Origin of the sequence: Atopobacter sp. AH10, assembly GCF_003664595.1 — a bacterium.
Classification (GTDB): Bacteria; Bacillota; Bacilli; order Lactobacillales; family Aerococcaceae; genus Atopobacter.
Map to the genome: position 1 here is coordinate 44,617 of NZ_QXPZ01000001.1, position 14,745 is coordinate 59,361.

Annotated in this window: 14 protein-coding genes; 2 read left to right on the forward strand and 12 right to left on the reverse strand. The window is 38.3% G+C overall.

Annotated features, from left to right (window positions below):
• The first annotated feature begins 163 nt into the window (after window positions 1-163).
• Complete coding sequence (locus tag D3H64_RS00180) at window positions 164-1,471, forward strand: ISL3 family transposase (RefSeq protein WP_121563643.1); 1,308 nt, start codon at window positions 164-166, stop codon at window positions 1,469-1,471.
• 360 nt (window positions 1,472-1,831) lie between these two features.
• Here the strand turns inward: D3H64_RS00180 and D3H64_RS00185 are convergent, their stop codons facing one another.
• From D3H64_RS00185 to fabG, 9 genes are all read right to left on the reverse strand, one after another.
• On the reverse strand, window positions 1,832-3,103 hold the full coding sequence (locus tag D3H64_RS00185; protein ID WP_158589172.1) for an ABC transporter substrate-binding protein: 1,272 nt from the start codon (window positions 3,101-3,103) through the stop codon (window positions 1,832-1,834).
• A complete protein-coding gene (locus D3H64_RS00190; protein WP_121563647.1) occupies window positions 3,096-3,797 on the reverse strand; it encodes a response regulator transcription factor in 702 nt (233 codons plus the stop codon). The genes D3H64_RS00185 and D3H64_RS00190 overlap by 8 nt, the downstream gene beginning before the upstream one ends.
• A gap of 45 nt (window positions 3,798-3,842) precedes the next feature.
• A complete protein-coding gene (locus D3H64_RS00195; protein WP_121563649.1) occupies window positions 3,843-5,144 on the reverse strand; it encodes a sensor histidine kinase in 1,302 nt (433 codons plus the stop codon).
• Between the two features lie 42 nt (window positions 5,145-5,186).
• The gene (locus D3H64_RS00200) at window positions 5,187-6,212 is read right to left on the reverse strand and encodes a substrate-binding domain-containing protein (protein WP_233554849.1); all 1,026 of its coding nucleotides are present in this window, start codon (window positions 6,210-6,212) and stop codon (window positions 5,187-5,189) included.
• 114 nt (window positions 6,213-6,326) lie between these two features.
• On the reverse strand, window positions 6,327-6,551 hold the full coding sequence (locus D3H64_RS00205) for a hypothetical protein (RefSeq protein ID WP_121563653.1): 225 nt from the start codon (window positions 6,549-6,551) through the stop codon (window positions 6,327-6,329).
• Between the two features lie 95 nt (window positions 6,552-6,646).
• Window positions 6,647-7,579: an esterase family protein gene (locus tag D3H64_RS00210; RefSeq protein WP_121563655.1), complete on the reverse strand. Its 933-nt coding sequence runs from the start codon at window positions 7,577-7,579 to the stop codon at window positions 6,647-6,649.
• Window positions 7,580-7,656: 77 nt separating this feature from the next.
• Complete coding sequence (locus D3H64_RS00215) at window positions 7,657-8,580, reverse strand: thermonuclease family protein (protein WP_158589173.1); 924 nt, start codon at window positions 8,578-8,580, stop codon at window positions 7,657-7,659.
• Window positions 8,581-8,717: 137 nt separating this feature from the next.
• Complete coding sequence (locus D3H64_RS00220) at window positions 8,718-10,151, reverse strand: C69 family dipeptidase (protein WP_121563659.1); 1,434 nt, start codon at window positions 10,149-10,151, stop codon at window positions 8,718-8,720.
• A gap of 391 nt (window positions 10,152-10,542) precedes the next feature.
• A complete protein-coding gene (gene fabG, locus D3H64_RS00225) occupies window positions 10,543-11,298 on the reverse strand; it encodes a 3-oxoacyl-ACP reductase FabG (protein ID WP_121563661.1) in 756 nt (251 codons plus the stop codon).
• A 668-nt stretch (window positions 11,299-11,966) separates the two neighbouring features.
• Here fabG and D3H64_RS00230 point away from each other — a divergent pair.
• Window positions 11,967-12,176, forward strand: coding sequence for a hypothetical protein (locus tag D3H64_RS00230; RefSeq protein WP_121563663.1), 210 nt, complete (start codon window positions 11,967-11,969; stop codon window positions 12,174-12,176).
• Window positions 12,177-12,383: 207 nt separating this feature from the next.
• On the opposite strand, the gene D3H64_RS00235 is transcribed toward D3H64_RS00230, so the two are convergent.
• The 3 genes from D3H64_RS00235 to D3H64_RS00245 all read right to left on the reverse strand — a co-directional run bounded on the left by D3H64_RS00235 (window position 12,384) and on the right by D3H64_RS00245 (window position 14,732).
• Window positions 12,384-12,788, reverse strand: coding sequence for a PTS sugar transporter subunit IIA (locus D3H64_RS00235; protein ID WP_121563665.1), 405 nt, complete (start codon window positions 12,786-12,788; stop codon window positions 12,384-12,386).
• Between the two features lie 227 nt (window positions 12,789-13,015).
• Window positions 13,016-13,849 (reverse strand): PTS system mannose/fructose/sorbose family transporter subunit IID, encoded by an 834-nt coding sequence (locus D3H64_RS00240; protein WP_121563667.1) that lies wholly within the window; start codon window positions 13,847-13,849, stop codon window positions 13,016-13,018.
• Window positions 13,836-14,732, reverse strand: a complete 897-nt coding sequence (locus D3H64_RS00245; protein WP_121563669.1) for a PTS sugar transporter subunit IIC — start codon at window positions 14,730-14,732, stop codon at window positions 13,836-13,838. The genes D3H64_RS00240 and D3H64_RS00245 overlap by 14 nt, the downstream gene beginning before the upstream one ends.
• Window positions 14,733-14,745 lie beyond the last annotated feature (13 nt).

The window sequence follows — 14,745 nt, forward strand, 5'->3', positions numbered from 1 at the left end:
CTTTTACGCTGCTCCCGATGAAGGACTCTTTCCTCCAGTTCGGTCATACTGAGCTTTTATTCATCAGTGCTTGTTACATTCACCAACAACTAAGTATAGATAGAAAGGCACATCCAAATTCCTCTATACTTAAGTTACGACACTAAAAGGGAGGAATTTAGATATGCCTTGTGACACCAATAATACTCAATCTTTAGAAATAAATCAACTTTTTGGAATAGACCCAAATGAAATTCAATTTCCGTCTACAGGGTTTAAGACCATTACAAAAGACAAGTTCGGGCATCAATTAATTTTATTGCAGGGATATGCTCCTTTCAACGAAACTAAATGCCCTTCTTGTGGTGGAGAGAATATGATAAAGCATGGGACAAGTGTCTCTACTATACGTCTTTTAGAAACCAATGGCTATAAAACGGCACTTCGTGCGACTAAACAACGTATTCTTTGCAAAGGTTGTCAGCATACTGCTCTTCCTCAGCTATCCTTCATTAAAAAAGGCTGTAATATATCAGAAAATATTCGTCGTAAAATTTTGATGGAGCTAACTAAAAACATTTCCACGAAAGACCTTGCTCAACAAGTCAATGTTTCACCTTCAACGGTTGTTAGGGTGCTAGATAAGGATTTACCTACACCTAGAAAACACAAATCTTATCTCCCTCATCATTTGTCCTTTGATGAATTCAACGCAGGTAATGGTTCACCTAATGCGATGAGTTTTATCTTTAGCGATGCCAAAACTCATCGACCAATGGATATATTACCAGATAGAAAACTACAGTTTCTTACACATTATTTCCTTCAATATCCAGAATCTGTCAGGCTACAAGTTAAAACAGTAACGATGGACATCTACTCACCTTATATGATTTTAGTGAGCAAAGTTTTCCCCAATGCCAAAATTATCTTAGATAGATTCCATATTATTCAGCATTGGGCAAGAGCCTTTACTAAAGTCAGAATAGAAATAATGAATCAATTAAATAAAGGAAATTCAGAAGATAAGAAAGGCTATAGAAGGATTAAGCGTTATTGGAAATTACTGATCAAAAATCGTTTTGAACTCAAGCAAAGTGAATATAAAAATTATTCATTATTTGAAGGTTTACTCAATCAATCTCAAGTCGTTGACCAGCTATTAAGCTATTCTGATACCTTAAAGAAGGCTTATGATATTTATCAAGAAGGTCTCTTCATTTTCAAACGATTGTCAAAATATCCGTTGGATCATTTATTTTCTTACAAACTCGAAGGAGCTCTTAGACACTTTAACAGGCCTTTAAAGACATTTAATAAGTATAAGGAATTCATTCTCAACGCCTATAGTTACTCTTATAACAACGGTCATTTAGAGGCGTGGAACAATCAAATAAAAACCATCAAGAAGACCGCCTATGGCTTTCGCAATTTCGAACACTTGAAGAAGAGATGCTTTCTAAAGATGAATCGCTTGTCAGTAGCTGTGTAAATCTCTCACGCACTGCTACTATTTCCAATGAATGCTCTATATCCAGACTAACTCTAATAGGCATAGAGCTTGTTTAGGGAAAAGTAGGGGAAATACTATCTGTAATATAAAAAACCACTCCCCCGAAGAAGAGTGATTTTCTCTAAAAAATTTACCAACAACAAAATTTGACAAAGTGCCAAAATTTACCAACAAAAAAATTTGACAAAGTGCCAAAAGGAGACGACTTGTCTCTCATAGATCCTGAATTCCCCGACCAATAACATGGTTATAAGGCAGGGGATTTAAGATCCTAAGAAACAAATAGTCTCCAAATATTTACTAGCTACACTAAAAGACTTTTCAAAGTGCCGAGATTTTTTACCACTTTTCATTCATTTCTTTTTGAATAGATGGTAAAACACTACTGATTTCCTTACTCTCTAAGGCTCTTTGAATCAAATAATCTAGGCGTTCAATTTTTTGTCGATCATATCTGTCATCAACCGTTAACTCTCCATGTAAGAGCATCTCATCTAAACGCTCTGTCGTTAATACATCCAGCCCTGTTCCCTCTTTTTTGAGTTGGTCTTGAATGGCTCTACTTTTGACCACAGACCTGAGAACAGAGGCCTCTGGAGATTTAATCATTAACTGTTTTTGAACGTTAGGATCTTGCGAAAGGTAAAGCGCAAATTCACAAGCCAAATCGACTTGCCTACTAGTTGGCGATACTGCTAACAAAGAAGTTCGTATTTGCGTGGCTGGATGTTTACTGTCTTTACTTGGCATAGGAATACAGGTCCAATTCAAATTAGAATATTTGGTCACTCGATAAGGATAAGGTCGATAGGTGCGATACTGCGCCAAAGTCATTGGATAAAAGGCTACCTTCCCTTCATCAAAATCCTCTGGTCTAATATGCTGACTAGGGGTCAAACTATGTAAGAAATTAATCAACTTGAGCGCCTCATGCATTTCTTTCGTATCCACCTTCATCCCATTAGGGCCTTCTAAAACACCTCCATAGGCTATAAAGGCATGCTCCCAGTTATAATCTGTTACAGCATAACGTTCTCGTTTTAGATCATTCACTTGTTGACAAATTTTAGAAAAATCTTCAACCGTCCAATTCGTCTGCGGGACATCAATATTGGACTCTTTTAACAAGTCTTTATTCACACACATCATGACAGGATTAATTGTAAGTGGTAAAGCATAAACTTTGTCTCTATAGCAACCCGCCTGTATGGCTACTGGATAGTAATCATTGATCTGGTCTTTTTTCAAATAGGAAGAGATGTCTTTCAAAGCTCCCTGATTCGCTAAACGTGTAAAGTTTTCTTCAGGAACCCAAAAAATATCCGGAGACTTCCCCCGTAACAACTGCCTGGATAGCCATTCCCCATAATCTTTTTGCTGAATACCTGACTCATAAACAATTTGCACATTTGGATGATCTTTTTCAAAATTTTTAATCGCTTGGTCTAAAACCTGTTGGGTCGAAGAATTTGGCACATTCCATTTATTCCCAGAAATAACGCCAAAATAAAGCCTTGTCTTTCTTTGCTGAAAAGGAAAATGCCATACAAGGGCAAAGAGGAGAAAAAAAGCTATAACATATTGGAATAGACGATCTTTCCACTTAATCATATCCAACTTCCCCTTCTTTTTCCTCCACATTTGGATAGTCGCTGAGATTAACGCCAGTTTGAACCGCCCATATCGCTAATTGGGTACGATCACGTAAATGCAACTTGGATAAAACAATAGAAAGATAGTTCCGAATCGTCCCTTCAGACAAGTACATGTTGTTTGCGATTTCCTTGTTCGTATAGCCACAGCTAACCTGTTGGATTAACTTCCATTCCACTTCAGAGAGAGAATCCACGATATCTTTCGGCACGCTGATCGTATAGTTAGATTGAGCCATTTGTGAAAAAAGTTTGACCACTTTTGTAGCAACATTAGGGTTAATCATGGCTCCACCCTTATTAACGGTCAATATTGCATGATAGAGTTCTTCTGTTGAAACCCCTTTAAGAACATAGCCAGATGCCCCATATTTCAAAGCCGAATAAATATACTCATCATCATCAAAAGTCGTTAAAATGATAATTTTTACCGATGGATAGCGTTCTTTCACCTCTTTTGTACACAAGACACCATCCATTTCTGGCATTCTGATATCCATCAAGATCACATCGGGTAATTTTTTGGATAAAAGCTTCAATACTTCTTTCCCATTACTTGCTGTCCCAATCACATCAATATCTTCATGAGCAGCTAAAATAATACTTAAAGATTCCCTAACGAGCGTTTGGTCGTCAGCAATTATTACTTTCATTCATTAATCCTCCACTATCCCTATCCCAAAATTGATGAGCGTCTTTTAGTCTTTCGGTAGGGAAATATCAGTGACAAAACCCTTATCCATATAAAATTTAATCTTGCCCCCAAAAGCCATCACCCGTTCTTCCATTTGTTTCAAGCCAAAACCCGCTTTCAAATGGTCACAGCCCACGCCATCATCACGCATTAACAAATGATAATCATTATCTAGATAACAATGGATCCACAAATTTTTCCCATGCCCATGACGCACTGAATTGGTAATGGTTTCTTGAATCACCCTAAAGAGAGCATCCTCTTTCACCACATCAAAATCGACATCCCCCCACTCATAAAGGAGATGGATGTCTAAATAAGATAAAGCTTGGTATTCTTCACATATTTGTTTCAAAGCATCTTCTAAACTAGCATTTTCTAATACTCCCGGCCGCATCTTGGCTAAGGAGCGTCTAACATCGCGAATCCCCTCTCGAACAGCTCTTGATATTTTCCCTAATTGTTGCTTGGCCAAGTCCACATCTCTATCCATCAAAACAGTCACCGCATCAATCCCAGCAGAAATACCCGTTAAAGCATGCCCCAAGGTATCATGGATTTCTCGAGCTATCCTCTTCCTTTCCCGATCTTCTGCAATTTTTTCCGATAGAGCCAAGTAACTTTCCAAATCGCGATTCGCTTGAGAAGCCATTTGTAATTGTTGCTCAATTTCGTGCCTTTGTTTAACCGACAAAAGAATATACAAAAGTAAACATATCATAAAAGCAATTAAATTAATCGAAAAAATCATCTGCCTCCCAAAAGACAAAAATGCTTGAGAATCTTTAGGATACATATGAATGTAGGCCTCAATAGATGGCAAACGAACAAAGGAAACCATAGACGTTTCCTCGCTTAAGAAAAAGGTCAATAGACTCAAAAGTACGAATATAGCCCAATTCTTTTGCCCACCCACAACCACTTTAAATTCTTTAGCGCCATAAATAACATCCATCATGACCAGTAAAATGACCCCATTATATGAAAATTGCAAGAAATACAAATTTGCAAACATTAATACAAGTTCTAAAATGGTTTCAAAAGAGTAGACCGAACAAGCATTGGGACGATTTTCTCTTCTGTAGATGACATATAATAAGAAAAAATAACTCAACAAGGCACCTGATAAAACCACATGAGGATCCATTGGTACTACAGCTAGATTTTCCAATAAAGTCTGACTCATGCCTAAATCTGCTGCCAACTGTGTCCCAAAATAGAAAATGCCTCCATAATAGCAAATGGCTATGAAATTAATCAAAGCTAAGGCAACCTGACTATAAAATACATTTTTTTGATCGACCATAGCTTCTCCTTTCTATTATTTTGCATAGGGAATCTATCAAAATTATTGCCATTCCAACTTTCCTACTTTTTGGACATTCGTGGCAGTGACGAGTTGGACAGGTATTTTATACAAATCTTTTACTTTTTCTCCATCCAATATTTTTTGCATCACCTTAGCCGTTTGTCTTCCCATTTTAACTGGAGATTGAGCAGCTGTAGCAAGCACATGGGGATTCTCCCCTAAGAAATGTTTAAATTCCGGTGATCCATCCACTCCATAAATACCTATTTTTTCGCTGGCCTTCCGATCTTCAATAGCAGCTAAAGCCCCTATAGCTGCTCGATCATTCAATGACATGATCATATCGAACTCATCAGAAATCTGCCGATAATCCGGTCTATCTGGCCCCACTTCCGATGCAAACCTTCGTACTCGCCTAACTTCATCTATGGCTTTTTCCACCTGTGGCATCGCTATTTCTGTTTGACCAAAAGTTTCCAAACGCCCAACTATCCGGTAATTAGTCTTGCCCTTTAACCCATCTTCAAAACCTTGAATTCTATCTCGACCAGAAGCCGCATCTTTATGTTCTAAAATAAGAATTTGGGCATTCTTTCTAGTCTTTAACAAATGCTGAGCAAGCAATCTACCTGCTTGATAATTATCAGACATCACTGTAGTAGCAATCTTTTCCTTTGTTTCAACAGGAGCATCAACCACGACAACAGGAACATTTGCCTTTCCTGCTTTTTTTAAAGCCTTGTCTACTAATTGGCTTTTATTTTTCACCGGATTTAAAACAATAAGGGAAACCCCTTCTTCGATAAAACTTTCAATTTGCTGGGCTTGCTTTTCTTCATTTAATTCGGGATCACGAACTAATAATTTATAATTTTCTTCCTGAGCAAACTTTTCGATTTCCGCATTTAAAATCTTATAAAACTCATTGTTCATGGTCATATAGCTTGCCCCAATTTTGATCGACCGATGTTTGGGAATCAGATGATCTGAAAAAATCCCAATAATAAAACTTAGAGATAAAAGTAACAAAAGAGAGATCAATATCTTGGTCCATCTCGTTGACACGGTATTCTGCCCCCTGAGATTCATTATTTTCCTTGCTTAAAGGTCAGCGTTTTAAGAACGGCTTCTCTACGATATAAAAAACTTGCATTAACTGAAACATAACATATCAGACCTTTAATTCCATTTTAGTAAAGATAAGTCAGTCAAGCAATAGAAAAAAGCTGATAGTCGCATTAAAATTCTAATTCCCTTAGTTGTAAGATATTTCTTATCGTATATTCCCGTCCAGAATTGATCACTTACCCTTCCAAGTTTATTTTTATTTTTCCTCAAAAAAAGTACCCCTTCAAATCTATCTACAGGGATACTTTCCATCTTATCAAAAGGCAAGTCATCCATTTTCTCTTACTCCCCTAGGAAACAAGGCTTACAGCTTGAAAGCTATGAAAAATCCATTTCAACTTGGCCTATCCTTCCTAATAATGGGCGATCCTTTATTTTATTGATTTAAGAGGAGTCCTGGTGGCAACTTCTAGACACGAATCCTTATCCTCCTTGATTCGTTCTAAGAACCAACGAAAAGCTCTCGGAAACGCTTTTCGCCAATAAGTCCAATTGTGCTTTGCTTCAGCTTCTTGCAAAAAGGTCACATCATAGCCCGTTCTTTCTAGAGCCAGCGCATAATCCTCTACATCTTGAATAGGAATAATTGGATCCTTGTCGCCACTTTCTATATAAAAACTAGCCCGATGCAAGGGATCTTTATCCATATCAACAGTTGGCAGATAGCTTTCATAAGCAAGCTTCGATAGTTTCAGATAATCTCTACTAATTACACGGAAGTTTTTCCCAATTTGACTTTTAGAGGCTTGATCATCCCAAACTGCTGGCGAAATGAGAAGTGCTTTTTGAAAATAATCCGGATAGCGCAAGACTAAGCGAGCAGATCCATAGCCTCCCATCGAATAACCACCTAATCCATGCATGGTCACTCGTGGATCAATCCGATAGTCTTTTTCAATCTGAGGTAAAAGTTCCTTCATTAAGGCTGTTTCCATTTGATAGCCAAGCGGTTGATTTAAGTAGAAACTATCATAGCCGTTCACAAATACCACAATACTATCTTGACCGATTTCTTCAGACAAACGATCCAACTGTTCTTTTGCGGCCACTTGATTTAAAAGGCTCTTATCATCTCCATATAAACCATGCAAAAGGAAGAGCACTGGATAGCGCTCTTTTTTATTTAACCCATATGAAGCTGGAAGATAGACTTTATAAGGCCAATACCTTTCTAAATAGGAGGAATATATTTTTTGCTTCAAGACCTGACTGTTACCTTCTCCATATACTCTTCCTGGTAAAAAAAGATTTATGATGAGGGCAAAGGCTATGACAAGTCCCCATTTTTTCTCCATTCGTTTCATCGATGTGCCTACTTTCCGCTCATTATTCCCCCATTCACCAACCCCTTGGCTAAAATGAGAAAATATCCCTCTGCTTTTTATCGTTTAGCTGGTCGAAATCCAGCTTGTCTCGCTGCCTCCTCTGAAGTAAAATAGACAGCATTTTTAGCTTTAACTTTCTGATAGCCTTGATCATTTGCTGTATGGTAAATCATTGACCGTTTATTGGCAATAATTCGCCCATTAGCTTGTTCATATGCTAAGCCATAGCCAGAACCCTCTTCAGCCTCTGCATTAGAAATTCTATCTTCTGTCTTTGAGCTTTCTTTTTTAGTCGACCATAAACCTTTTTCAGCTTCACGAGCTTGTCGTTGATAAGTCAAAAACTCATGCTCATATTTCACATCAGGTGGAAAGGTAGATAATTGGGCATAACCCTCTTTGAGTAAAATAGCATTAAAACATTTCTTTTCTAAATCCTCTTTATTTTCAGGTCTATCTAGCCAAACATAGCGCAATAATCGCCCATAACGATCTCTGTCGGACACATCTTTTTCCAAATAGATCTCTTTATCCGTTAATTGAGCTTTCGTAAAATCAGAAGCCTCTTTACCATAATATTCCACTGGTTTATTAGGATGGACAGTTTCTGGCGTATTCACAAGAATTAGACGAACTTTTTCTTGGCCCTGCCCTCGATCAACGACAATGGTATCCCCATCAACTACTCGAGTTACATGGGCTTGTTCAAGACCTGCTACAAATCTTCTTTTTTCCCCAGATTTAAGAGTTTTATGGTTTTGCTCAAGACCTGCTACAAATCTTCTTTTTCCCCCAGATTTAAGATCCCTTTTGACATGCGATTGAAGACCTTTTTCTAGCTGAAGAGACTTAACGCCATAAATTATACTCTCTTTTCCATTCCGAAAGTTGCTAACCTTTTCCTTGGCTACAATAGAATTGCTCCCCCATAAAAATAGGGCTAAAAAGCCTAAAAGACAGGTCTGTTGAATTTTCTTCACTAGCTCACCCCTTTTCTTTAAATCTTTTGAATATAGTATAACCGACTTGACTTTATTCTTCAAAAGCCAAAAAGACAGGTGGCTTTTCTTCAGTCCACCTGTCTTTTTACTATTAAATATTTTCCTTAAGGACTAGCTTAGTCAGCCAAAGAGTAACGTAATTCCATCTTGTGGCTTGCGGTGCAAACGAATTTACCCAAGAGATCAACTGTCTTCTTGAACATTTCGTCAGCCATCTTTTCATTAGCTTCTTCCAAAACTTTTTGTGCTTCACGACCAGTCAATTTTTCTTCAATAATGCGTTTATCTGTTGCGATCAATTGTTCACGCATCTTAGGTGCAATATCGTTAGTGAAGTCATAGCAGAAGCTACCATATAAATCAAAGTTGTGGTCACCAATAACTGCTAAAGTTTGAACTACCCAGTAGTAATAGTTAGGGTCATATGTTCCCTTCGTGTCACGATAAGATACTGGAGTATCCGTAACATTAGCGTAGAATGGAACAACATTGTTATAAGGGTTAGAAGCAAAGGCTAACCAATGGATCCCTTGAATTTCTTCTGGAACATTTGGACGTAATTGGATAATGTGTAATTCCATGTTCCGGTTCAAGCCAATAGCACGATATTTCTTGCGATCAGCTTCTGAAGATTTCCCATAAACGTCCCACTTAGTTCCTTCATAGTGAGAGGATTGTGCCCATTTGATATCTTCGATAGAAATCTTGCGTTTTGGATAGCAGAGGAATGGCAAATCTGGGCAATCTGGGCAGTCCACAAATGGATATTCTTCATTGAATGGACGGCTAGTGTCTGATAAAGCTTTTTGAACATACCAAGTCCGGCAGTTGTTGTATTGTTGGTCTTTATAATCAGAACTACCAAGTGTATGACGGAAATTCAAGCCCTTAAAGTCAGGGTTCAAATTATTTCTTTCAATGAAGTCTGGCAAATCCTTAGAGTAAAGCACATCTTCAGAATCAAAGTCGAAGGTATCAATATTCAAACGGTTTGGTGCCACAACAAAGGCGTCATCAGGAATACGAACAGCAGCCCAGTGGTGACCGCCATAAGTTTCCATATACCAAATTTCGTTCACGTCAGAGAAAGCAATCCCATTTGGTTCATAAGTCCCATAAGTTTCAAGCAATTCCCCTAAACGTAAAACCCCTTCTCTAGGAGAATGAATGTAAGGTAAAACTAGTGTTGGGATATCCCCTTCACCAATACCATTTTCAACATATGGGTCAGCCCCTAATACACGTGCGTTGCTTGTGATTGTTTCAGTAGCCGACATAGCAATGTTTTCACTGTTGATACCAGCACCAGCCCAAACCCCATGAGGGTTAGCATCTGGAGTAGAGGTATAGCGCAATGGGTTATCTGGCAAAGGAATTTCTGTTTTCCCTTGGCAGGTATAGAAGACTTTAGGTTGGTCTTCTGGATTCACTACCACAAAACGTTGAGGATTTGGTTGGTCGCTACCATCTTCATTACGAGAAATGATAGTTGACCCATCCAAAGAGGCATTCTTACCTACTAAAATCGTCGTGCATGAACTTTTTTCCATTCCATTTCCTCCATTCATTTCATCCCCTGTAAGATTTCCGTTAGCCCATCCTTAGACCTCATCTAAATCAAGCAACGTCTTTCTTAGCAGTAGGATAGGTATTTGGCCGTCCCACTCTAAAGAGAACTCTTCTCACTAGAAGCTAGTCCGGCTCACCAACCCCATTGTAAAACGCTTACTTTCAAAAATCAATAGCTTTTTAAGTCAACTTAAAACTCTCATTAAAGATTAATATTTCGGGATTTTTGGCACTCTTTCCCTAAAATTTCTAGCAATATTTTTCCTACTCCTGTTGAAAAAATGGACTAGGCAAAATCCTAGTCCAAAGTAGCTAACATATAACCATCCATCATCTTTTTTGAACACGTCAGTCAAAAAATCTCTCCTACTTTTATAGAATAGCTCCTGGATCTTCAGGAAGAATTTGTCCCCCATCAATCACTAAATTTTGCCCCGTAATAAATTTAGCCTCTCTACTAGCAAAGAAACAAGCAGCCACACCAATATCTTCTGGCTCACCTAATTCATGAAGAGGTATGTTAGCTCTCATCCCATCCATATAGGCTTGCCCTTGCGCAATCAAGCCTTCAGTTTTTATATTGCCTGGTTGAACAGCATTGATCGTAATGCCATATTGAGCTAATTCCAAAGCAGCTGAATGAATAAAGCCTAATTGCCCAGCTTTACTTGCCGCATAATGAGCCCATCCTGGGTAGCCGGTGATTGGACCTGTAATAGAGCTAGTCACCACAATACGACCATAGCCTCTTTCTTTCATATAAGGCGCAACATATTTCACGCTGAAAAAAGTACTTTTTAAGTTCACATTCAATACTTTATCAAAGTCTTCTACCGTCATATCGCTAAGAGCTACTTGAGGAAAAATGCCTGCATTGGCACACAATATATCTATCTTGCCATATCGCTCGTTAACAGTTTTGAAAAGATGCTTCATCTCTTCTTCCACTGTCACATCAACTGAAATAAAATCACCATCTACTTCTTCAGCCACTTTTTTGCCTTTATACTGGTCAAGGTCAGCAATCACCACTTTAGCTCCAGCTTGATTGAGGCAATTCACAATCCCTCTTCCTATACCATTCGCGCCACCTGTAACAATAGCAATTTGTCCTTTTAAATCAAACATGCTAACACCTCTCTAATATTTGATTTAGCCTGTCAGAGCTCAACAAGAATTTCTGATGCCTTTAGCTTCTTTTCTTCCTCTTCTATTATTATGGCACAAAAAAGTTACTTTGTGAACTAATGAACTTTATATAGACATAGAATTGTGGTCTTTTGTCAGATGAAGTATACTATCAGTATGTTTTTTGATAGATTCCCTCTTCTACTGTCAACTAACTTTAGATTTTTCTAAAGATCCCCTTCATCTATCGACTAACTTAAGCATTTTTTGTAGTTTCCCTTTCTTTTATCGTCTAACTTGAGAATTTTCTGTAGTTTCCCTTTCTTTTATCGTCTAACTTGAGCATTTTTTGTAGTTTCCCTTTCTTCTATCCTCTAAGTGTACATATTTCGATAGCTATTCTCTCCTAGTGTCAACAGCACATTTTTCGATAGCTGTTCTTTCCTAGTGTCAACAGCACATTTTTCGATAGCTATTCTCTCCTAGTGTCAACAGCACATTTTTTTCTATAGCTGTTCTTCCCTAGTGTAAGCAGCACAATAATTTATTTCCTTCTATCCAGCAAAAGCCATTGACAAATTCAGTGCCAGACTTTAGTAGCCAGTCATTTCTAGCTAAGTATTTTTCTACAAGTAGCCAACACTATATCTAAAGAAAGAAGGTCTTCTATGCTTTCCTACCTTATTCTCCTCCCTCTCCTAGCTCTACTGCCTCTTTTCCTTTCTCTCTACTATGTTGTTCAAATGGCTAAAGCAGAAAACGCCAAAGCTCAGCAAAGAATTGTTCAGCAATTCCGTCATTATTTAATCCTTGCAGCCATCTTTGAACTAATCATTTTCGGGATCTTTCTTGTATTGGTATTTTATAACAAGCGCTAATCTTCTCAAGATCCCTTTCTCTATAGCTTCCTTTTCTCGTCCTAACTTTTACATAAAGAGTCCTCTATACTTAAGGGACGAGACTGATAGCTTTCTTGGCTCCTTTTAAACTTTTCCATGAAAAAGAAACCCCAAATCCATCTGCTGGATCTCGGGTTTCTTTTTATAGCTATCTTTATAAAGTAGGACTTGCTAGACTTATTGCTCCTACTCATCTTCGTCATCATCTACATTGGAAATCACTTCATTGACATAGGCGACATTATTAGTAGCTGCCTTGATATAATCTTTTTCTTCCCCAATGAGCTCAGCATTAATGAAACCAATAACCATTGGCATGTTCATACCCGCATAAAGAGGAATATTTTTACCTTCTAAAATCAAGCGAGAAACCACATTGCAAGGGGTTCCACCCATCAAGTCCGCAAAAACAACATAATCGTCCAAATCTTTGGTCACATCTTCAAATTTCTTACGGAAATCATCTTGACCTTCTGAAGGAAGTAAAGCCACGGTATAAATATTGTCTTGTGGCCCCATAATCATTTCAGTGCTTTCTTTCAAACCTTCGCAAAAACGACCGTGGCTGATTAAAACGAGAGAACGACTCATATTATTTCCTCTTTTCTATCTTTTATAATCGACTAATGCTTATTTTTTTGAAATCCTGTATACATTAGACGGGCGGTTAATATTTCCGCTCTTTTATTTTACCATTTTTTAAGCCCATAGCTTCTCCAATTATTTTTAAAATCTGTCAGTTTTCCCCCAAGACTTACTATAACTAAGATAAAGAAAGGGAGGAACTCCTATTCCCCCCTTTTCTCCAATTTCAAAGCTTATTTACTAATAATGCCCAAGCCACCTAAAACGATACATACGATCAAAACAATAAAGATAGCTTTTGTTGAAGTCATGTTCTTCTTCCCAAGCAACCAGTAGATAGAAGCTACAATAGCTGCAGGTAAAAGGCGAGGCATAATCATATCCAGATAGTTTTGGAAGTCAATGGTGACATCCCCAATCTTTGGAGTGAAGGCAAAGTGCACATTAACCATCGTTGCAACCAAAGCCCCAACCATGAATACCCCTAACAAAGTAGCCGCATCGGTAATCGCATGCAAGCGGTCTTGCATATTGGTCACCAAATCTACCCCTTCATGGTAGGCATATTCTAGTTGTTTCCAACGAAAGGCCATTACAGCGATTTGAGCGGCAATCCACAAGAAAATACCGAATGGGTTCCCTTGTGTAGCCATATTAGCAGCAATGGCACCAAAAATAGCAGGAATCAAGGCTGCAAAGATACAGTCCCCAATAGCGGCGAAAGGCCCCATCAAACCAGCTTTTAAACCAGCGACAGTTTCTTTACCAGATATCCCCTTATCTTCTTCAATAGCTAAGTCAATCCCTGTCACAAGAGTATTGAAGAAGTTGGAAGTATTGAAGAATTGTGTATGGGTCTTCATCATTTCCTTCAATTCAGGTGTGCCATCCCCATAAATTTTACGCAATTGTGGCAAAATCGTGTAGAGATAACCAGAAGCTTGCATCCGTTCATAGTTCCAACCTAATTGGAAGCCGAACAAACTTCTGCGGTTAATTTGCTTAAAGTCTTCTTTAGTGAGTTTATAACCAGTTGTTGGTCTAGTATTAGGATTAGAGTTCATCATCTTCAATCTCTCCTTCCTCAGAGACTTGAGCTTGACTTGGCTTAAATGCCGCAGCTTGTTTGTTTTCAATAGATCTCTTATAGCTAATAAAGGCTAAAGCAAAACCTAGCAAAGTCACCCCAAGCATTGGCATACCATTAAAGACATGATGGAAATCCTTAGCAACAGAAGCGACACCAGAACCAAGCACTTGAATATTTCCGAATACAGTTGTGAGCAAAGCTGTTAGGGTAAAGCCTAGAATTAAATATGGCAAGTGTTTTTTGACTGGTAAATAACGTAGTAAAATAGCAAACCCAACAGCTGGTAAAGTAGCCCCAGCAACCGTTAATCCATTCCCTAACCAAGCTAACGGTCCATTCAAAACATCTACAATTTTTTGAACGAATGGTCCACCAATAGCAAGGGCTAAGAATACAGGAATTAAACGTGACAAGCTCCATGGTAAAGCCCCTAGCAAGAAATTGCGTTCAATAGCCTTGTATTCAAAGTTTTCAACATTTTTATCAATTTTGTGAGCAAAATACGTATTAGCAAAACGAGCCAAGATATCCAATTGAATCATCAAGGCAGCTACTGGAACGGCAATGGCAGCAATGGCTTGTTGTGGATCCATGCCTGTCGCTACTGCAAAGGCCGTAGCGAGTACTGTACCAGAGTTGGCATCAATACGGGAAGCACCACCAAATGTCCCAACCCCTAAAACGGTTAATTGCATGCTACCGCCAATAAAAAGTCCTGTTTTGACATCGCCCATTACCAAACCCGCAAACAAACCAGCAAAGACTGGAGCGCTAAGTGAGGAGTAAATTTGTAATTCATCTAAAATTTGATAGCCGGCGTATAAAGAAAGTAATAAGATCTGCCACCATTGAATACTCATGATTCCATCCTCC

What these genes read in the sequence shown, in the direction of transcription:
- D3H64_RS00180 (WP_121563643.1), top strand. Translation starts at nt 164, where the DNA reads ATGCCTTGTGACACCAATAATACTCAATCTTTAGAAATAAATCAACTT.
- D3H64_RS00185 (WP_158589172.1), bottom strand. Translation starts at nt 3,103, where the DNA reads ATGATTAAGTGGAAAGATCGTCTATTCCAATATGTTATAGCTTTTTTT.
- D3H64_RS00190 (WP_121563647.1), bottom strand. Translation starts at nt 3,797, where the DNA reads ATGAAAGTAATAATTGCTGACGACCAAACGCTCGTTAGGGAATCTTTA.
- D3H64_RS00195 (WP_121563649.1), bottom strand. Translation starts at nt 5,144, where the DNA reads ATGGTCGATCAAAAAAATGTATTTTATAGTCAGGTTGCCTTAGCTTTG.
- D3H64_RS00205 (WP_121563653.1), bottom strand. Translation starts at nt 6,551, where the DNA reads ATGGATGACTTGCCTTTTGATAAGATGGAAAGTATCCCTGTAGATAGA.
- D3H64_RS00210 (WP_121563655.1), bottom strand. Translation starts at nt 7,579, where the DNA reads ATGAAACGAATGGAGAAAAAATGGGGACTTGTCATAGCCTTTGCCCTC.
- D3H64_RS00220 (WP_121563659.1), bottom strand. Translation starts at nt 10,151, where the DNA reads ATGGAAAAAAGTTCATGCACGACGATTTTAGTAGGTAAGAATGCCTCT.
- fabG (WP_121563661.1), bottom strand. Translation starts at nt 11,298, where the DNA reads ATGTTTGATTTAAAAGGACAAATTGCTATTGTTACAGGTGGCGCGAAT.
- D3H64_RS00230 (WP_121563663.1), top strand. Translation starts at nt 11,967, where the DNA reads ATGCTTTCCTACCTTATTCTCCTCCCTCTCCTAGCTCTACTGCCTCTT.
- D3H64_RS00235 (WP_121563665.1), bottom strand. Translation starts at nt 12,788, where the DNA reads ATGAGTCGTTCTCTCGTTTTAATCAGCCACGGTCGTTTTTGCGAAGGT.
- D3H64_RS00240 (WP_121563667.1), bottom strand. Translation starts at nt 13,849, where the DNA reads ATGATGAACTCTAATCCTAATACTAGACCAACAACTGGTTATAAACTC.
- D3H64_RS00245 (WP_121563669.1), bottom strand. Translation starts at nt 14,732, where the DNA reads ATGAGTATTCAATGGTGGCAGATCTTATTACTTTCTTTATACGCCGGC.